Source organism: Nocardia sp. NPDC003183 (assembly GCF_053590715.1).
In genome coordinates this window covers 113,129-131,625 of record NZ_JBSFTG010000006.1, presented here as the reverse complement: position 1 = coordinate 131,625, position 18,497 = coordinate 113,129, and the positions used below count along the sequence as shown (strand labels likewise).

At 67.1% G+C, this 18,497-nt stretch carries 15 protein-coding genes; 10 read left to right on the top strand and 5 right to left on the bottom strand.

The features are described 5' to 3' along the window. The first annotated feature begins 156 nt into the window (after nucleotides 1-156). Nucleotides 157-1,785, top strand: a complete 1,629-nt coding sequence (gene groL / locus ACWDXS_RS20335; protein ID WP_056816261.1) for a chaperonin GroEL — start codon at nucleotides 157-159, stop codon at nucleotides 1,783-1,785. A gap of 119 nt (nucleotides 1,786-1,904) precedes the next feature. Here the strand turns inward: groL and ACWDXS_RS20330 are convergent, their stop codons facing one another. Both ACWDXS_RS20330 and ACWDXS_RS20325 read right to left on the bottom strand, forming a co-directional pair. Beyond that, the gene (locus ACWDXS_RS20330; protein ID WP_378991184.1) at nucleotides 1,905-2,705 is read right to left on the bottom strand and encodes a DUF6585 family protein; all 801 of its coding nucleotides are present in this window, start codon (nucleotides 2,703-2,705) and stop codon (nucleotides 1,905-1,907) included. A gap of 106 nt (nucleotides 2,706-2,811) precedes the next feature. Beyond that, on the bottom strand, nucleotides 2,812-3,498 hold the full coding sequence (locus ACWDXS_RS20325; RefSeq protein WP_378991182.1) for a ZIP family metal transporter: 687 nt from the start codon (nucleotides 3,496-3,498) through the stop codon (nucleotides 2,812-2,814). A gap of 41 nt (nucleotides 3,499-3,539) precedes the next feature. Between ACWDXS_RS20325 and ACWDXS_RS20320 the strand changes: the two genes are divergently transcribed. Beyond that, a complete protein-coding gene (locus ACWDXS_RS20320) occupies nucleotides 3,540-4,316 on the top strand; it encodes an alpha/beta fold hydrolase (RefSeq protein WP_387445571.1) in 777 nt (258 codons plus the stop codon). On the opposite strand, the gene ACWDXS_RS20315 is transcribed toward ACWDXS_RS20320, so the two are convergent. Beyond that, on the bottom strand, nucleotides 4,303-5,250 hold the full coding sequence (locus tag ACWDXS_RS20315) for an SMP-30/gluconolactonase/LRE family protein (protein ID WP_387445572.1): 948 nt from the start codon (nucleotides 5,248-5,250) through the stop codon (nucleotides 4,303-4,305). The genes ACWDXS_RS20320 and ACWDXS_RS20315 overlap by 14 nt on opposite strands. A gap of 114 nt (nucleotides 5,251-5,364) precedes the next feature. Here ACWDXS_RS20315 and ACWDXS_RS20310 point away from each other — a divergent pair, with 114 nt between their 5' ends. Continuing rightward, nucleotides 5,365-5,814 (top strand): MarR family winged helix-turn-helix transcriptional regulator, encoded by a 450-nt coding sequence (locus tag ACWDXS_RS20310; RefSeq protein ID WP_378633870.1) that lies wholly within the window; start codon nucleotides 5,365-5,367, stop codon nucleotides 5,812-5,814. Between the two features lie 50 nt (nucleotides 5,815-5,864). On the opposite strand, the gene ACWDXS_RS20305 is transcribed toward ACWDXS_RS20310, so the two are convergent. Then, on the bottom strand, nucleotides 5,865-6,317 hold the full coding sequence (locus ACWDXS_RS20305) for an SRPBCC family protein (RefSeq protein WP_379313541.1): 453 nt from the start codon (nucleotides 6,315-6,317) through the stop codon (nucleotides 5,865-5,867). 180 nt (nucleotides 6,318-6,497) lie between these two features. Between ACWDXS_RS20305 and ACWDXS_RS20300 the strand changes: the two genes are divergently transcribed. The 3 genes from ACWDXS_RS20300 (at nucleotide 6,498) to ACWDXS_RS20290 (ending at nucleotide 8,993) form a co-directional block, all read left to right on the top strand. Continuing rightward, nucleotides 6,498-6,707 carry a hypothetical protein gene (locus tag ACWDXS_RS20300; RefSeq protein WP_449967712.1) on the top strand — a complete coding sequence of 70 codons (210 nt, stop codon included), beginning with the start codon at nucleotides 6,498-6,500 and terminating at the stop codon, nucleotides 6,705-6,707. Between the two features lie 784 nt (nucleotides 6,708-7,491). Then, nucleotides 7,492-8,124, top strand: a complete 633-nt coding sequence (locus ACWDXS_RS20295) for a TetR/AcrR family transcriptional regulator (protein WP_378916482.1) — start codon at nucleotides 7,492-7,494, stop codon at nucleotides 8,122-8,124. Further along, nucleotides 8,124-8,993 carry an alpha/beta hydrolase family protein gene (locus tag ACWDXS_RS20290; RefSeq protein WP_378991177.1) on the top strand — a complete coding sequence of 290 codons (870 nt, stop codon included), beginning with the start codon at nucleotides 8,124-8,126 and terminating at the stop codon, nucleotides 8,991-8,993. The genes ACWDXS_RS20295 and ACWDXS_RS20290 overlap by 1 nt, the downstream gene beginning before the upstream one ends. A gap of 3 nt (nucleotides 8,994-8,996) precedes the next feature. Here the strand turns inward: ACWDXS_RS20290 and ACWDXS_RS20285 are convergent, their stop codons facing one another. Then, nucleotides 8,997-11,057 (bottom strand): prolyl oligopeptidase family serine peptidase, encoded by a 2,061-nt coding sequence (locus tag ACWDXS_RS20285; RefSeq protein WP_449967708.1) that lies wholly within the window; start codon nucleotides 11,055-11,057, stop codon nucleotides 8,997-8,999. A gap of 182 nt (nucleotides 11,058-11,239) precedes the next feature. On the opposite strand from ACWDXS_RS20285, the gene ACWDXS_RS20280 reads away from it, so the two are divergent. From ACWDXS_RS20280 to narJ, 4 genes are read left to right on the top strand one after another with little or no spacing between them, the layout of a single operon-like run. Further along, entirely contained in the window at nucleotides 11,240-12,454 is a 1,215-nt protein-coding gene (locus ACWDXS_RS20280; RefSeq protein WP_387445579.1) for an MFS transporter, read from the top strand. A gap of 28 nt (nucleotides 12,455-12,482) precedes the next feature. Further along, nucleotides 12,483-16,163, top strand: a complete 3,681-nt coding sequence (locus ACWDXS_RS20275; RefSeq protein ID WP_449967703.1) for a nitrate reductase subunit alpha — start codon at nucleotides 12,483-12,485, stop codon at nucleotides 16,161-16,163. Then, complete coding sequence (gene narH / locus ACWDXS_RS20270) at nucleotides 16,163-17,812, top strand: nitrate reductase subunit beta (protein WP_387445583.1); 1,650 nt, start codon at nucleotides 16,163-16,165, stop codon at nucleotides 17,810-17,812. Before ACWDXS_RS20275 ends, narH begins: the two co-directional genes overlap by 1 nt. Continuing rightward, a complete protein-coding gene (narJ, locus tag ACWDXS_RS20265) occupies nucleotides 17,809-18,489 on the top strand; it encodes a nitrate reductase molybdenum cofactor assembly chaperone (protein WP_449967699.1) in 681 nt (226 codons plus the stop codon). The genes narH and narJ overlap by 4 nt, the downstream gene beginning before the upstream one ends. The last annotated feature ends 8 nt before the right edge of the window (nucleotides 18,490-18,497 follow it).

Here is an 18,497-nt window from a genome sequence, read left to right as displayed (position 1 = left end):
CGTGACTGTTGAGTGCCAGGTCGGGACGGTGAGATCGGGTTCCATCGACACCCTCGGTCGTCCGTCGCGGGCACCTCCTGGCCAGCGTACTTTGGGGCGATCCAACCTGTGGTCGTCTCGTGTGTCAGCCATAGACATGTGGAGGATCTCAACGCAATGGCCAAGACAATTGCGTACGACGAAGAGGCCCGTCGCGGTCTCGAGCGGGGTCTGAACGCCCTCGCCGACGCTGTCAAGGTGACGCTGGGCCCGAAGGGTCGCAACGTCGTACTCGAGAAGAAGTGGGGCGCCCCCACGATCACCAACGATGGTGTGTCCATCGCCAAGGAGATCGACCTCGAGGACCCGTACGAGAAGATCGGCGCCGAGCTGGTCAAGGAAGTCGCCAAGAAGACGGACGACGTCGCCGGCGACGGTACGACCACCGCCACCGTGCTCGCCCAGGCGCTCGTGCGTGAAGGTCTGCGCAACGTCGCGGCCGGCGCGAACCCGCTCGGCCTGAAGCGTGGCATCGAGAAGGCCGTCGAGGCCGTCACCGCCAAGCTGCTCGACACCGCCAAGGAGATCGACACCAAGGAGCAGATCGCTGCTACCGCTGGTATCTCCGCGGGCGACCCGGCCATCGGCCAGCTCATCGCCGAGGCGATGGACAAGGTCGGCAAGGAAGGTGTCATCACCGTCGAGGAGAGCAACACCTTCGGGCTCCAGCTGGAGCTCACCGAGGGCATGCGCTTCGACAAGGGCTACATCTCCGGTTACTTCGTGACCGACCCCGAGCGTCAGGAAGCGGTCCTCGAGGATCCGTACATCCTGCTCGTCTCGTCCAAGATCTCGACGGTCAAGGACCTGCTGCCGCTGCTGGAGAAGGTCATCCAGGCCGGTAAGCCGCTGCTGATCATCGCCGAGGACGTCGAGGGCGAAGCCCTGTCGACCCTGGTCGTGAACAAGATCCGTGGCACCTTCAAGTCTGTCGCCGTCAAGGCGCCGGGCTTCGGTGACCGTCGCAAGGCCCAGCTGGCCGATATCGCCATCCTCACCGGTGGCGAGGTCATCAGCGAAGAGGTCGGCCTCTCCCTGGAGACCGCAGGCATCGAGCTGCTCGGCACCGCGCGCAAGGTCGTCATCACCAAGGACGAGACCACCATCGTCGAGGGTGCGGGCGACGCGGAGGCCATCAAGGGCCGCGTGGCGCAGATCCGCGCCGAGATCGAGTCCTCGGATTCGGACTACGACCGTGAGAAGCTGCAGGAGCGTCTGGCCAAGCTGGCCGGCGGTGTCGCGGTGATCAAGGCCGGTGCCGCCACCGAGGTCGAGCTCAAGGAGCGCAAGCACCGCATCGAAGATGCCGTGCGCAACGCCAAGGCCGCCGTCGAAGAGGGCATCGTTGCCGGTGGTGGCGTCGCGCTGCTGCAGGCCGCCCCCGCGCTCGACGGCTTCAGCGGCCTGACCGCTGACGAGGCGACCGGTGTCAACATCGTGCGCGTCGCGCTGTCGGCTCCGCTCAAGCAGATCGCCTTCAACGCGGGCCTCGAGCCCGGCGTCGTGGCCGAGAAGGTCTCCAACCTCCCCGAGGGCGAAGGCCTGAACGCCGACACCGGTGTCTACGAGAACCTGCTGGCCGCCGGCGTTGCCGACCCGGTCAAGGTCACCCGCTCGGCCCTGCAGAACGCGGCCTCCATCGCCGCGCTCTTCCTCACCACCGAGGCCGTAGTCGCCGACAAGCCGGAGAAGTCCGCCCCCGCGGGCGGCGATCCCACCGGCGGCATGGGCGGCATGGACTTCTGATCCGCTGATCAGCTGGTTCCAACGCAAGTCACGAAGGCCGGTCCACCACGGTGGGCCGGCCTTCGGCGTGCAAAAACAAAAAGGGGAGTGACAACGGCGGCTTCGCCGAGGTGGCGAAGTCAGCCGACCGGTGTGAGGCGGAGGCGTTCGGCGAGTTCGTTGAAGATGTAGAAGTTGGGGATGGTGCTGACGGGAGCCAGCGACATCCACACGCCGGAGAGTTTGATGCGGATGTGGCCGCTGCGGGCGTCGATGAGCTGGATGTCTTCCCAGGACAGGGCTTCGCTGCGGAAGGTGAGGGCGTCGAGGGAGAGGGAGAGGTCGCCGAAGGGGACGGTTTCGCCGTTGTCGATGGCGGCCACCGCGGCGGGGAGTTGGGTTGCGGTGACGGCGGATTGGATGGCGCGGGCCCATTCACGGGCGCGGGCGAAACCCTCTTCGTCGATGGTCGCTTCGACACCGCCGGGGCCCGACAGCTCCAGCAGGTAGGTGACGGGGGTGGTGTCGTGGAACGGGATCGCGTGCTGACGCACTTCGGTGCTGTCCCACCGGAATCCGGCCACGCGCTGACCCGAGCGGTAGACGGTGACGCCCTGGTCGAACAGGTCGATGCGGGCGGCGCGGTTCTGCCGGTTGATCACCCCGCGGCGCAGTGCGAGCAGGACGGGCGCGCCGGCGATCACGAGCAGTGCCACACCGCCCTGCCAGCCGCCGACGGCCGCGACGATGATGCCGATGGTGGCGATACAGCCCGCGACGATGCCACAGCCGCGCACGAAGGTGTCGTCGGCGGGGGTGGCGAGAAAGGTGTCACGGTGCGCGCCGAGCTGCTGATACTCCGCCATCAGGTGTATCAGTTGGGTCAACGGCACCGCGTGCCGAGCATCGGCTACGTCCTCCGGCCTGTTCGGAGTGATCACTCGTCCCTCCAAGAGGCGTTTTCATCCGCGGCGAAGCGTATGCGAACCGGCGGAATATTGCCACCGGTACGGAGATGAAATTCTGGCCGCGACCGGGCGGAATGGCTCAGCCGATGGCGAAAGCGACGAAGAATCCTGCCGCGGTTGCCATTCCGACCCACCAGCCGCCTTCGCGATAAGCCTCGGGGACGAGCGAGTCGGCCAGTACCGCGATCGTGGCGCCGCCCGCGAACGCTTGGACCGCGCTGATCGCGGTCGTCGAAACCGAGTCGGCGTAAGCGTTTCCCAGCACGGTCACCGCGACGAGCACCGCGGCGGTCACCGCCCAGAGCGCGAAGGTCCGGCCCGCCTCGAACCCGTGCTGCTCGCGCATGAGTACCGCCCCGCTGACCGCTTCGGGCACATTGCCCGCCGCGATCGCGACCACCAACACCAATCCGCCTCCGCCACTGAGGGATACACCCAGTGCGAGGTTCTCCGGCACGCCGTCGAGCACCGTCCCGAGCAACAACGCCCAGCCGATAGCGGCGGGCCCCAGTTTGTTCTCGATGAGATGGTTGGCGACCACGTACACCCCCGCACCGGCGAACAGCGCGCTGCCGGCGAGCAGCGCGCCGTCGCGGTGGAAGGCGGGCGCGAAGAGCTCCTCCGATATCGCCGCGATCATCGTGCCCGCGCCGAACGCCATCATCGCGGCGAGCACGGCTTTCGGCAGCGTCCACCGCAGCCCCACCGCCACCCCGATCAGCAGCGGGACCGCGGTACCGAGGCCGTACAGCAGGGCGGTAGACATGCCGAGAGCCTATTCGGCCGTGCGCGACTAGGGTGGTTGACGTGTTGGTTGTGGACGAAGGCGAACCCACGGCACCGGCGATCGTGTTCCTGCACGGCATCCCCGGCTCGGTCGACTGGTTCGCCGCGGTCGCCGAGCGGATGGTCGCGACCTTCCGGGTGATCCGCGTGGACATGCACGACCTGGGCGCCGACGGCGACTTCAGCGCCGCGGCCCGCACCGCTCCGCTCGTCGCCCTCATGAACGACCTCGACCTCACCGACGTGACGGTGGTCGGCCACTCGTTCGGCGCCGAGATCGCGCTGGAACTCGCCGCCGCGTCGCATCGGGTGGCTCGCGTCGTGGTCGTCGGCCAGGCTCCGGACTACCGGGCCGCGAGCATCCCGACCGCCGCGAGATGGGTGGTCCGTCCGTGGTCGGTGCGCTTGGCGCAACGGTGGACACCCGGACCGGTGATCCGCCTGGCGAACCGTTCGGTCTTCGCGCCCCGATTCCGTTACGACTCGGCGCCCGGCCTGGCCGAAGCGCTGGTCCGCGATTTCCGCACTGCCCTTCCCGGCGGCCTCGCCTACGCGGTGGGCGGCCGTGCCGCCGACTTCGCGGCCGCCCCGCTCGACATCCGCGCGCAAGCCCTCGACCAGCCCGTCCTCGCCGTCCACGGCCGTCACGACAACCTCTACGACAGCACCGAGACCCTCGCCCGCTTCGCCGCGGCGGGCGCCGACACCCACCTCGTCGAGCACGCGGGCCATTCGCCCCAGGTCGAGCAACCGGACGAGTTCGTCTCCGTGCTGGGCGAATTCATCAGATCCCACTGACGGCGGAGACCACGAACGTCCCCGGTGTGCCCTGCGCCCCCAGTGGTCCGCCCTTGTCGAACTGTGAGGAGACGATCAGCGCCTGCTCGCCCGAATGCACCATCGTGGTGGGAACATTCAGCGCGGGATCGTGGAATTCGCCGGTGCGGGTGGCGGTGGCGCCGTTGTCGCCGAGGGTCCAGCGGCTGATGGTGTTGTCGAGGTTGTGAACGATCCACAGGGTGTCCCCGCGCAGGTCCAAGCCGTCGCCGTGGCGCGCATCGCCACCGGTCAGCGCCACCTTACGAATCGTTTCCTGGCCGCCGGTGAGGTCGATGCGGTACAGCTCGGCCGCTGACATGGCGACGACGATCAGATACGTCCCGGCCGGGTCGGCGACAATTCCGTTGAGCTCGAACACCTTCGGCTCACGCGGTCCGAGGGTGGCGGTCAGGTCGTAGGCCACGGTCAATTCGTCACGGCCGGAGCCGACGACCGCTCGGTAGACGACATTGCGCACGCTGTCGGTCAGGTAGGCGGACCCGTCCGCCCCGAAATCCAGATCGTTGACGAAACGTGGTGCGTCACCGGGTACTGCGAACTTCGCGAGCAGTGCGCGTGACCCGGTGTCGTACACACTCACGCCCACACCGGAATCGATCACCCACAGCCGACCGCTCCGATCGACCTTCACGCCGTTCGCTGTCTTCCTGCCGTCGGCGCCCGCGGGCAGGAACACCTCCGCGCGCGCGGCGTCGGCCGTCGCCCGGTAGACGGCTCCGTCCGCGAACGACCCGACATAGGTGTCGCCGTTGCGCGCGTCCAAGCCGATGCCCTCGGGATATACGGCGCTGCCCGGCAGTTCGTAGGCCGTGCTCAGCGTGGGTGTGGCAGGCGAGGTCCCGCACGCGGTCAGGGCCAGGCATGCGGTGGCGACGGCAATGGTTCGCAACATGATGAAGCCTCTCAGTGATGTAATGCCGAACATCAAGCGATAGGCAGTAATGTAAATTAGAGTCGTTATGATCGTCAAGGGAGTTACGAAGTGATGGGCGGATATCATGCACTCATGACGTCCATGCCCGCCGCCGAGAGGCTCGGCTCGTACATCAAGCGCGCCGAGCAAGCCCTGATCGCGACCAAGACTGCCGCGTTGAAACCGGCCGGGCTGACCGTCGCGCAGTACAGCGCGCTGTTGCACCTCGCGGAGAACCCCGGCATCTCGGCGGCCGCCCTGGCCCGGCTGGCCGGCGTCACCCCGCCGACGATGAACACCGTGCTGACCAACCTCCAGGAGCGCGGCCTGGTGGATCGGACCCCGCACGAGTGGCACAAGAACGTGCTGGAGACTCGCCTGACCGAGGCGGGACGGTCGGTGATGGCCGATGCCGACACCCGCGCGATCGCGGTGGAGCGCACACTGGCCGATCGATTCACCGCGGCGGAACTGGCGGCGGTGCAGGAGCTGCTCACGCGCAGCGCGCAGGCACTCGACGAGATCCGCGACAACCTGCCGTGACGAAAAAGAGCCCGCCGGAAAGTTCCGGCGGGCTCGGGCGTAGCTCGGCGTCAGCGCTCGGCGGCGACTTTCACCTTGCTCAGCGTCTCGTGCATCCCCGAGACCAGGTCGGCCTCGAACTTCTCCTCGCCGCCCATGGCGACCTTGATCGTGCCCCGCAGCCAGCCCGGCAGGCCCTTGGCGTCGACGGTGCGCGTCTCGACGACGCGGGTGCCGGTGGCGGTCGGCTCGAGCTCGTAGGCCCAGACCGTGCGGTTCTCGTTCATCCGGAACGCCAGCGCCTTGTTCGGCTCGAAGCGCACGATCCGCGAGGTGGTCGGGTAGACCTTCCAGCCCACCTTGTTGACGTTGACGGTGAAGGCGCCGTCGCGAACGCCGCCGAGCGCGACCATCTTCACGGTTGTCGGGCTGAGCTCGGACATGCGGCGCAGATCGGCGAGTACCGACCAGACCTTCTCCGGCGGTGCGGCGATGTCGATGCTGGCTTCGAGAGTGTTCGGCAACGGTGCCTCCGGGTATGCGTGACGGACTGTCACGCTCAGCATAGGCACCCCCATGGGGACCGGCCTCCGCCCGTAGGTGAATTCTTGCAGGCTGATCGCAACCCGGGCGCGGCGGCTGAGGCAGCGCAGAACCAACCGCGGCGCGCGGAACGCGGAGGCGAACCCCGTACGGCGGGACCCGTGCTCGAATTCCGCATCGCGATCACCGCAGGGGTGGACAAGGCCGTCGGACTCCCGGCGATCACCGGGCTCCACCGGTTCCACGACGGGCCGGTGGCCGGACGGCCGGCGTGGTGGGCGAGCCTGAAAGCAGGGATTGTCCAGGTCGCCGCGCCGCGGGCGGTGTCCTGCGCCTCGGTCGGGTCGCCGAGCATCGGCAGCGCCACGTAGAGCTGTCCGGCGACGAGAATCCCTACGGCACAGATTGTCGCGGCTGTTCTGCCTGTCGGCGCTCACCCCCGGTCCGTCGTTTCAGTAGTCGCCGACGGGCTCGAGCCCGTCGCTCAGCGGAGTGGTCATGGGAACAGGAGTACCCCGCCCAGCGCTCGGCGGCAATGATTTGTCGCACCCTGCGCTGATCCGATAACGCCGTATTCGACTGTCCGGCAGTCACATCGGTTGCCGCCGGATCCGTCTGCTCGTGGGTATCGGCGATCAACGGATGTGAGTACCACGCTTCGGTACACTCACGTTTCACATCGCGGTTGCCCCAGCGCGTCGATGACGTGTCGGCGATGCCGATATTCACGATCCCGTGCTGTCGACGGCTTCGTTCTCATGAGTGAATCGGCTCATGTAGGGCCCGCGCGCGCCCCGAGTTCCTTGGTCTTGTGTCCCATGACAAAAAATTCTAGAAAATTCCTTTAAAACACTCCCACTTCACATTGTCACTGGGTATCGTCCGAGACGGCAAATGGCCAGTGACAACGAAGTCACAAAACATCGACTTGGAGTGACACATGCTTTACAACATCACTGACGACAGCAGCGACGGCAACATCCTGACCCTGCTGCTCGGCCTGCTCACCAGCTCGCTGAGCACCGGTTCGGTGCAGGGCTCGGGCAACTGAGCCGTCTGTAGCCATCTTTCGGCTAACGCGCGGTTGGCCGATTGGGCAGCCGAAGGGCCTGATCCATGACGAGGGGATCAGGCCCTTCGGTATTGTCAGCGACAATGTCACAGGATGCGAATACGGGACGAATGTATGCCGGGCAACCCGTAGAGGACCGGCAACGCCAGCGGCGTGCGCGTTTTCTGGAGTCAGGCCTGACGGTCTTCGCGCGCGACGGGTATGCCAACAGTTCGGTCGGTGCGATCTGTAAGGACGCGGGACTATCGTCTCGGCAGTTCTACGAGGAGTTCACCGGTCGCGAATCTCTGCTGCTGGAGCTGTACGAGCAGATCGACCGACATTCGCGCGAGGCGGTGGCCACCGCGCTCGAGGACAAGTCCGAGGCGACCGTACTCGAGCAGATCGATGCGGCCGTACGGGCCTACGTCGAGTCGATCGGCAACGATCCCCGCAAGGCGCGGGTCGCGTTGGTCGAGGTGGTCGGAGCAGGCCCCAAGGTCGAGAAGTTCCGCCTGGAACTGCGCCGCGTGTGGGGTTCGCTGCTGGCCAGCGCCGCCGAGGACGCGGCCATGCACGGCGAAATCCCGCCCGGCGACTACGAACTGCGCGTGCTCGCCATCATCGGCGCGGTGAACTACGTGGTCGACGGCTGGAGCGGCAGCGACCCACGCCCGCCGCTCGACGAAGTGATCAAGGTGCTGAGCCGGGTGATCCTGGGCGCGGTCGGGGCTTGATGGCGCGGGTCGAGATCGTCCCGATCCAGGTACCCGACGGCAGCACCTTGCCGGTGCGTCTCATTCCGGCCACCGGTGCGCACCGGCATCCGGTCACCCCGGACGCACCACGCGCGGTCGTGGTCATCGTCCCCGGTCTGGCCGTGCCCGGCGAGTTCTACGAGTACTTCGGACACCGGCTGGCCGCGTGCGGATTCGATGTCGCCATCGGCGAATTGCGTGGTCAGGGCGAGAGCACCCGCCGACCCGATGGCGAGAGTACCTACGGCTACCACGAATTGGTCTCGGTGGACTTTCCGGCGATGCTGGCCGCGGTGCGCAACCGGTTCCCCGCCAGCACGCCGTACCTGCTCGGCCACAGCATGGGCGGGCAACTCGCGGCGATGTACGCGGCCAGGGTGCGCGGCAGGCTCGGCGGCCTGATCCTGATCGCCTCCGGCACACCGTATTTCCGGGGGTATCGCGGGGTGTTCGGTCCGGGCGTGCTGGTGGGCACCGCGGCGGTGGCGGTGGCGTCGAACCTGGCCGGGTTCTGGCCGGGGGACCTGCTCGGCAAGCGCGCCTACGGCAGGCAGTCCAAAGTTCTCATGTCGGACTGGGCCAGGCTGGCGCGTACCGGGCGCTTCGTGCCCGTCGGCGCCGATATCGACTACGACGAGCGGATGTCGCGGCTGAAGTTCCCGGTCCTGTCGATCACCGTCGCCGGTGACGACATGGCCCCGCAGACCTCCGCGGATCACCTGCTGAGCAAGCTGCCCGGCACACAGGTCACCCGGTGGTTCCAGCCGGAGGCCCTCGGGCACAACGGCTGGATCACCGATCCGGACTCCACCGTCGACGCGGTGGAGAAGTGGCTGCGCGACCGCTGACCCTCAGGCCGAGCGGCGCCCCTCGATCAGCATCTGGATGAAGAACTCGTAGACCAGCGCGGACAGGTACGCCGACTGCTTGTTGTCGGCGGCGCCGCCGTGACCACCCTCGATGTTCTCGTAGTACCAGACGGTGCGATTCTGGGACTCCAGGAGCGCGGCCATCTTTCGCGCATGGCCGGGATGGACCCGGTCGTCGCGGGTGGAGGTGGCCAGCAGGATCGGCGGGTACTGCTTGCCGGTGTCGGTGTTCTGATACGGCGAGTACTCGCTGATGTAGGCCCATTCTTCCGGCTTGTCCGGGTCACCGTATTCGGCGACCCACGACGCGCCCGCCAGCAGCAGGTGGTAGCGCTTCATGTCCAGCAGCGGCACCTGGCAGACGATGGCGCCGAACAGTTCCGGGTACCGGGTGAGCATCACGCCCATCAGCAGGCCGCCGTTGCTGCCGCCGATCGCGCCGAGCCGGTCCGCGGTGGTAATGCCGCGGGTCACGAGGTCGCGCGCGATGGCGGCGAAGTCCTCGTAGGCGCGGTGGCGGTGCTCCTTCAGTGCGGCCGTGTGCCATTCGGGGCCGTACTCGCCGCCGCCGCGGATGTTGGTCATCACGTAGGTGCCGCCGCGTTCGAGCCAGTTCATGCCCGCCGAGCCGAGATAGGCCGGAGTCTTGGAGATTTCGAAGCCGCCGTAGCCGTTCATGATCGTCGGGCCCGGCGTGCCGCGCCGGTCGCGATGGCGGATCACGAAGTAGGGCACCGCGGTTCCGTCGTCGGAGGTCGCGAAGAACTGTTCGGTTTCGATGCCGGTGGCGTCGAAGTAGCCGGGGGCCTGCTTCAGCGTCACCGCGGTTTCGCCGATCGCGCTGCTGAGCAACGTGGTCGGCGTGGTGAAACCGGTTGTGGTGAGCATGAACTCGTCGCCGCCCTCGAGTGGGTCGAGGTTGGCCACCGAGGTGGACGACATGGCGGGGGAGTCGGCGAGTTCGCTGCTCGCCCAGCCGTCCGGGCCGGGGGTGAGCACGCGGAATCCGGTCTGTACATCGCGCAGGGTGGTGAGGATCAGGTGGTTCTCGGTCCAGCCCCACGATTCCAGTGAGGTGTGCGGATCCGGGGCGAAGAGAACCTCGAATTCCCGAGCCCCGGAGAGGAATTCGTTCAGATCGGTGACCAGCAGGCTGCCGGGAGCGAAGGAGGTCTCGCCCGGTGTCCACTCGGTCTTCAAGCGCACCAGCAGCCAGTCGCGGTACCAGTCCACGTCCGCGTCGGTGGGGGTCTCGATCAGCCGCCACTCCCCGTCGTCGAGCAGCGATACCTCGCTGTTGAAGAAGTCGGTCGACCGGTGCAGATAGTGTCGTTCGTAGCCGGGGTGGCGGTCGTATCCGGCGCCGATCGAGACGTCGCTCGACTTGCCCTCGAACACCGTTTCGGCAGCGGACAATTCGGTGCCACGCCGCCAGCGCTTGGCGATGCGCGGGTATCCGGAATCGGTGAGTGATCCCGGCCCGAAATCGGTGCCGAGGTAGACGGTGTCGGCATCGATCCAGCCGATCCGCGACTTCGCCTCCGCGACGAAGAACCCACCGTCCTCGGGCGCGACGAAGTGCCTGGTGGTCAGGTCGAATTCGCGCTCGACGGTCGCGTCGGCGCCGCCACGGGACAGGTGGATGATGGCGCGCTCCTGCGACGGCCGCAGCACCGCGGCGCCCGCCCACACCCAGTTCTCCCCGTCGGCCTCGGCCAGCGCGTCGACGTCGATCAGCACATCCCACTCGGGGGCGTCGGTGGCGTAGGACTCGAACGTGGTCCGCCGCCACAACCCGCGCTGATGCTCGGCATCACGCCAGAAGTTGTACAGCCACGGCCCCCGTCGGCCGGGATAAGCGATCTTGGTGTCGTCGTCGAGCATCGCCAGTACGCGACGCTCCATCTCGGCGAATCGGTCGGTCGCCGCGAACCGCCGCCCCACCACGTCGTTGCGGGCGCGCGCCCAGTCCAGCGCGCCCTCGTCGGTCACGTCCTCGAGCCAGAGATAGGGATCGGTCACGTTTTCTTCAACGCCGCTCATCCCCACATTGTTGCCGATGCGGCCGATCGCGGTCACACTCGTGCCGGTTTGTGGTTTGCCACGCCAGGGCATCGGGCCTGCGCGCATAATCCCCATACCTGGTAGGTACGGGTAGTGGTCGAGGTTGCCGTGCTGTTGCGTGTTGCCCCGGTCGGGGTAGGGGAGTGTGTTCTCCTGATTCGGTGACCTCGCTACAGACAGCGGTACGCACCGGGTCCCCGACCCTCAACCTTGTCTTGGCCACCTGGGTTTCGGCCATCAACTTCTGGGCGTGGAACCTCATCGGTCCTCTCTCGCCGAACTACGCCGACAAGATGGCGCTCAGCAGTATGGCGGCCTCGATCATGGTGGCGATGCCGATTCTCGTCGGCTCGCTGGGCCGGATCGTGTCGGGCGCGCTCACCGACCGGATCGGCGGCCGGATGATGTTCATCGGGGTCTCGTTGGCCTCGATCGTGCCGGTCGTCGCGGTCGGGATCGCGGGCAGCATCGAGTCCTACCCGATGATGCTGGCGTCGGCTTTCCTGCTCGGCATCCCGGGCACGGTGTTCGCCGTCGGTATCCCGTTCGCGAATTCCTGGTACGTGCCCGCCCGGCGCGGCTTCGCGACCGGAGTGTTCGGTGCGGGCATGGTCGGCACGGCGGTGTCGGCGTTCTTCACACCCCGGTTCGTCCGCTGGTTCGGGTTGCTGCCCACCCATCTGATCGTGGCGGCCGCGCTCGCGGTGACCGCGGTGCTGTGCATCCTGTTCATGCGCAACTCGCCGGACTTCACTCCGAACACCGACCCGGTGCTGCCCAAGTTGCGCGCCGCGATGAAGCTCGGTGTCACCTGGGAGATGTCGTTCCTGTACGCGGTGGTGTTCGGCGGCTTCGTCGCCTTCAGTTCGTATCTGCCGACCTACATCAAGAACGTGTACGGGTTCTCCGCGGTCGACGCGGGCACGCGCACCGCCGCCTTCGCGCTCGCCGCGGTGATCGCCCGGCCCATCGGCGGCGCGCTGTCGGACCGGATCGCGCCGAAGTACATCGTGGTCACCTCGCTGGCCGGGACGGCGGTGATGGCGGTGGTCGCGGCTTTCAAACCGCCGGCCGACGTGGCCTCGGCGGCCACGTTCATCACGATGGCGCTGTTCCTCGGGATCGGCACCGGCGGCGTCTTCGCCTGGGTGGCCAGGCGCTCGCCGAGTTCCAGTGTAGGCAGTGTCACCGGAATCGTCTCGGCCGCAGGCGGCCTCGGTGGCTACTTCCCGCCGCTGATCATGGGTATCACCTACGACGAGGCAGGCCACAGCTACACCATCGGGCTGCTGTTGCTCGCCGCTACCGCGCTGGCCGCCCTTGTCTACACCTCGGTAAAACTGCGCGCCGTCGAACAGTGCCCCGCCGCACCTTGATCCGACCTCGTCGAAGGAGACAGATCCAGTGCCATCCCCAGCGCGAATCGGCGGTGCCGTCGAAGACCTGCTCGTGCGCAGCGGCCGGTTCTTCACCCCCGGTGTCGAATCCGCGGATCTGCGCACTGTCAGCCGCATCGGCGGTCGTGAGGGCGACATCTTCTATCGCAACCGTTGGAGCCACGACAAGGTGGTGCGATCGACCCACGGGGTGAACTGCACCGGGTCGTGTTCGTGGAAGGTCTACGTCAAAGACGACATCATCACCTGGGAGACCCAGGACGTCGACTACCCCTCGGCCGGTCCCGACCGGCCGGGTTACGAGCCGCGCGGCTGCCCCCGTGGCGCCGCCTTCTCCTGGTACACCTACTCGCCGACGCGGGTGCGCTACCCCTACGCGCGCGGGGTGCTGGTCGAGATGTATCGCGAGGCCAAGCGGCGGCTGGGCGATCCCGTGCTGGCCTGGGCCGACCTGCAAGCCGACCCGGAGCGGCGCCGCGCGTATCAAAAGGCCAGGGGGATGGGTGGTCTGGTACGGGTGAGCTGGGACGAGGCCGTCGAGATGATCGCCGCGGCGCACGTGCACACCATCGCCGAATACGGTCCCGACCGGGTGGCCGGGTTCTCGCCGATCCCGGCGATGTCGATGGTCTCCTTCGCGGCGGGGTCCCGGTTCGTCGAGATGATCGGCGGGGTCATGACCTCGTTCTACGATTGGTACGCCGACCTGCCGGTGGCCTCGCCGCAGGTCTTCGGCGACCAGACCGACGTGCCGGAGTCGGGTGACTGGTGGGACGCCTCGTATCTGATGATGTGGGGCTCCAATGTGCCGGTGACACGCACGCCGGACGCCCACTGGATGGCCGAGGTGCGCTACCGCGGTACCAAGGTCGTCACGGTCAGCCCCGACTACGCCGACAACACCAAATTCGCCGACGAATGGATGCCGTGCGCGGCGGGTACCGACGGCGCGATGGCGATGGCGATGGGCCACGTCATCCTCACCGACTACTTCGTGCGCGCACGGGAGCCGTTCTTCGTCGACTATGTCCGCCAGTTCACCGATCTGCCCTTCCTGATCAGCGTGGTCGAACGTGACGGTCGTCTGGTTCCCGGCAAGAATCTCACCGCCGCCGATCTCGGCTCCAGCGCGGAGAACGCCGCCTTCAAGCCCGTGTTCATTGACAGCGTCACCGGTGAGCCCGCGGTACCGCACGGCTCGCTGGGGTTCCGATTCGGGCCGGAGGGCGTCGGGAAATGGAACCTCGACCTCGGCGACCTACAGCCCGCGCTGACCGCCGACGCGGGCGACGGGCGGTCGGTGATCGTGACGTTGCCGCGTTTCGACACCGTCGACGGCCACGGCGAGACGATCGATCGTGGTGTGCCGGTGCGGATCGTCGCGGGCCGCCCGGTCTGCACCGTCTTCGACCTCATGCTCGCCCAGTACGGCGTGGCACGGCCGGGGTTGCCGGGGGAATGGCCGAGCGGCTACGACGATCCCGGTTCGCCGTACACCCCCGCCTGGCAGGAGCCGATCACCGGCGTCTCGAGCGCGCAGGTGATCCGGATCGCCCGCGAATTCGCCACCAACGCCGTCGATTCCGGCGGACGCAGCATGATCATCATGGGCGCGGGCATCTGCCAGTGGTTCCACGGCGACGCCACCTACCGCGCGATTCTGGCGATGCTGCTGCTCACCGGCTCGATGGGCCGCAACGGCGGCGGCTGGGCCCACTATGTCGGGCAGGAGAAATGCAGACCGGTGACGGGCTGGTCCACCGTCGCGATGGGCACCGACTGGTCGCGCCCGCCGCGCCTGATGGCAGGCACCTCCTACTGGTACGCGCACACCGACCAGTGGCGCTACGACGGGTACCGCGCCGACGTGCTCGCGGCGCCGACCGGTCGCGGTCTGTTCCGCGACAAGCACACGATGGACGTGATGAGCTCGGCGGTGGCCATGGGCTGGACGCCGTTCTACCCCCAGTTCGACCGTTCGTCGCTGGACCTGGCCGACGAGGCGGCCGCCGCGGGCCTCGACCCGGTGGCCTACACCGTCGACCAATTACACAGCGGCACACTGCGTTTCGCGGTTCAGGATCCGGACAGCCCGAAGAACTGGCCCCGGGTCCTGAGTGTATGGCGGTCGAATCTGCTCGGTTCGTCATCCAAGGGCAACGAGTACTTCCTCAAACATCTGCTCGGCACCGGCTCCAACGTGCGCAACACACCCGCGGGTCCCGGGCACCGTCCCGTGGATGTGGTCTCGCCTGATCCGGTGCCGGAGGGCAAGCTCGATCTGCTGATGTCGATCGACTTCCGGATGACCTCGACCACCCTGTTCTCCGATATCGTGCTGCCCGCGGCGACCTGGTACGAGAAGGCCGACCTGTCCAGCACAGACATGCACCCGTTCATGAACGCCTTCACCCCGGCCATCGATCCACCGTGGGAAACCAAGTCCGACTTCGACGCCTTCGCCGCGATCGCGCGCGCCTTCTCGGCGATGGCTCGCGTGCACCTGGGGACGAGAACCGATGTCGTGCTCGGCACCCTTCAGCACGACACACCCGGCGCGATGGCCTACCCCCATGGCACTCAGTCGAATTGGCAGACCACGGGCGAGGTGCCGATACCGGGCAAGACGATGAGTCCACTGGCCGTCGTCGAACGCGACTACGCGGCGATCGCCCAGAAGTGGGCCGCGCTCGGACCGCTGGTGGAGCAGAAGGGGATGACCACCAAGGGCGTCACCGTGTTTCCCGATCAGGAGGTCATCGAGCTGGGACACCTGCACGGGGTGATGGATTCCGGTGTGGCGGTGGGTCGTCCGGCGATGGAGACGGCGGAGAAGGCGGCCGAGACCATCCTCATGCTGTCGGGCACCTCCAACGGCAGGCTCTCGGTCGCGGGGTTCGAAGAGCTGGACCGGCGCACCGGGCGTTACATGGTCGAGCTGGCCGAGGGCAGCGAGGAACGACGAATCACCTTCGCGGAGACCCAGGCTCGCCCCGTGCCGGTGATCACCAGCCCGGAATGGTCGGGCAGTGAGACCGGTGGCCGCCGCTACGCGCCCTTCACCCAGAACATCGAATACCTCAAACCGTTCCACACGCTCACCGGCCGCATGCACTTCTACGTCGACCACGACTGGCTGGAGGAGCTCGGCGAGGCGTTGCCGATCTACCGCCCGCCGCTGGACATGGCCAAGCTCTACGGCGAACCGGCGATCGGCGAGCGCGACGGTATCGGGTTGAGCGTGCGCTATCTGACACCGCACTCCAAGTGGTCCATCCACTCCGAATACCAGGACAATCTGCTGATGCTGGCGCTCTCGCGCGGCGGCCCGACGATGTGGATGAGCCCGGCCGACGCCGCGAAGATCGGCGTGCGCGACAACGAATGGGTCGAGGCCCTCAACCGCAACGGTGTGCTGGTGTGCCGCTCGGTGGTGTCGCAGCGGATGCCGGAGGGCGTCGTCTACGTGTATCACGCCCAGGAACGCACCATCGATGTTCCGCTGTCGGAAACGACCGGAACCCGCGGTGGCATTCACAATTCGATCACCCAGCTGCTCATCAAACCCACCCACCTGGCGGGCGGGTACGCCCAGACCTCGTTCGCGTTCAACTATCTCGGCCCGACCGGAAACCAGCGCGACGAAGTCACCGTGGTCCGTCGCCGTAGCCAGGAGGTGACGTACTGATGAAAGTCATGGCGCAGTTGGCGATGGTGATGAACCTGGACAAGTGCATCGGCTGTCACACCTGTTCGGTGACCTGTAAACAGGCGTGGACCAACCGCACCGGCACCGAATACGTGTGGTTCAACAATGTGGAAACCCGCCCGGGACAAGGTTATCCGCGCACGTACGAGGATCAGGAGAAGTGGCGGGGCGGCTGGACCATGAAGAAGGGCCGGTTGCGTCTGCTCGGCGGCGACCGGTTCAGCAAGCTCGCCAATATCTTCGCGAATCCGAAGATGCCCGCGATCGGCGACTACTACGAGCCGTGGACCTACGACTACGAGAACCTGACCAATGCCCCACTGAGCGATCAGATCCCGGTGGCAGCGCCGCGCAGCCTGCTCACCGGTGAGCCGATGATGATCAAGGGCTCGGCCAATTGGGACGACGACCTGGCCGGGTCGCCCGAGATCCTCCCCGGCGACCCGGTGCTGGCGAAGGTGAGCGAGAAGGTCAAGGCCGATCTCGAACAGACCTTCATGTTCTATCTGCCGCGCATCTGCGAGCACTGCCTCAACCCGGCGTGCGTCGCGTCCTGTCCCTCCGGTGCGATGTACAAGCGCACCGAGGACGGGATCGTGCTCGTCGATCAGGACAAGTGCCGCGGCTGGCGGATGTGCATCTCCGGATGTCCGTACAAGAAGGTGTATTTCAACCACAAGACGGGCAAAGCGGAGAAGTGCACCTTCTGCTATCCGCGCGTGGAGGTCGGCTTGCCGACGGTGTGCGCGGAAACCTGCGTGGGCCGGTTGCGCTATATCGGGCTGATCTTCTACGACGTGGACAAGGTGCTCGACGCCGCCGCCGTCGCCGATGAGCGCGATCTGTACGAGGCGCAGGTGGATGTACTCCTCGATCCCGCCGATCCGGACGTTGTCGCGGGAGCGCGTGCCTCGGGTATTCCGGACAGCTGGATCGAGGCGGCGCGGAGATCCCCGATTCACGCGCTGATCAAGGACTTCCGGGTCGCGCTTCCGCTGCATCCGGAATATCGGACGATGCCGATGGTGTGGTACATCCCGCCGCTGTCGCCGGTGGTCGACGCCGTCAGCCGGGACGGTCATGACGGCGAGGATGTGGGCAACCTGTTCGGCGCGCTCGAATCGTTGCGAATTCCCCTGGAATACCTGGCCGGGCTGTTCACCGCCGGCGATACCGACGCGGTGGCGGTGGTTTTGCGCAAGCTGGCCGCGATGCGGTCGTATATGCGCGACATCAACCTCGGACGTGAACCGCGAGCGGAGATTCCCGCGGCGGTCGGGATGACCGAGGAGAAGATGTACGAGATGTACCGGCTGCTGGCACTGGCGAAAATCGAGGACCGCTACGTGATTCCCTCGGCCTACGCCGATCAGGGGCATCAGCTCGAGGAATCCGTAGCCGACTGCGCCCTCGACTTCGACGGCGGACCCGGCATGTACGAACAGGTCTCGGGCCCCTTCGGCGAGACCAGTGGCAAGCCGGTGCCGGTCGCGGTGGAGACCTTCCACGCGCTCAAACAGCGCCAGACCAGTGAATCCGCCCCTTCGACCGGCGGCTCCCGGGTCAACTTGCTGAACTGGGACGGCAAGGGCGCACCGGAAGGCATGTTCCCCGGTGGCCGGAAATGATGCGCGCTCGCGCGGCCCGGCGCGCCGCCGAGCAGCGGCTGGTGTGGCAGGCGGCCTCGCTGCTGCTCGCCTACCCCGACAGCGAACACCGAACGCGGCTCGAACTCGTCACGCGACTGTGCGCCCACCTGCCGCGCGAGCAGGCCCGACCGTTGCTGCGGGTGGTGACAGAACTGGGCGAGCTCTCCGAAGTCGTTGCCGCACAACAGTTCACCGCGACCTTCGACCTGCGCAGGCGGGCGACGCTGCTGCTCACCTACTGGACCGATGGCGATACCCGCAATCGCGGCATGGCGATGCTCGCCTTCACCGAGGCGTACCGCGGCGCGGGTGTGGAGCCGCCGACCGGCGAGGTCGCCGACCACCTTCCCGTCGTGCTGGAGTTCGCGGCCACCGTCGACCCCGTCGCCGGCGCGGCCCTGCTCACCGCGTATCGGCGCGCGATCCACGCGATCGGACTCGCACTGTCGGACGAGGATTCGCTCTATGCCCCGGTGCTGGCCGCGGTGGTCGCGACCCTGCCGCCGGCGACCGAACAGGATCTCGGCTGGGCCCGCAGGCTGGTCGAGGTGGGACCGGCCGCCGAATCGGTGGGACTGGCGCCGTTCACTCTCACCGTGCCGCCGCGCCGAAGCGCGCACGAGCGCGAACCCGCTGTAGTGAAAGGACATCGGTGACATGGCAG

Excerpts from the sequence above, each read along its gene's own strand:
- groL (WP_056816261.1), top strand. The coding sequence starts at position 157 with ATGGCCAAGACAATTGCGTACGACGAAGAGGCCCGTCGCGGTCTCGAG.
- ACWDXS_RS20325 (WP_378991182.1), bottom strand. The coding sequence starts at position 3,498 with ATGTCTACCGCCCTGCTGTACGGCCTCGGTACCGCGGTCCCGCTGCTG.
- ACWDXS_RS20315 (WP_387445572.1), bottom strand. The coding sequence starts at position 5,250 with ATGTTGCGAACCATTGCCGTCGCCACCGCATGCCTGGCCCTGACCGCG.
- ACWDXS_RS20310 (WP_378633870.1), top strand. The coding sequence starts at position 5,365 with ATGACGTCCATGCCCGCCGCCGAGAGGCTCGGCTCGTACATCAAGCGC.
- ACWDXS_RS20295 (WP_378916482.1), top strand. The coding sequence starts at position 7,492 with ATGTCACAGGATGCGAATACGGGACGAATGTATGCCGGGCAACCCGTA.
- ACWDXS_RS20290 (WP_378991177.1), top strand. The coding sequence starts at position 8,124 with ATGGCGCGGGTCGAGATCGTCCCGATCCAGGTACCCGACGGCAGCACC.
- ACWDXS_RS20285 (WP_449967708.1), bottom strand. The coding sequence starts at position 11,057 with ATGAGCGGCGTTGAAGAAAACGTGACCGATCCCTATCTCTGGCTCGAG.
- narH (WP_387445583.1), top strand. The coding sequence starts at position 16,163 with ATGAAAGTCATGGCGCAGTTGGCGATGGTGATGAACCTGGACAAGTGC.
- narJ (WP_449967699.1), top strand. The coding sequence starts at position 17,809 with ATGATGCGCGCTCGCGCGGCCCGGCGCGCCGCCGAGCAGCGGCTGGTG.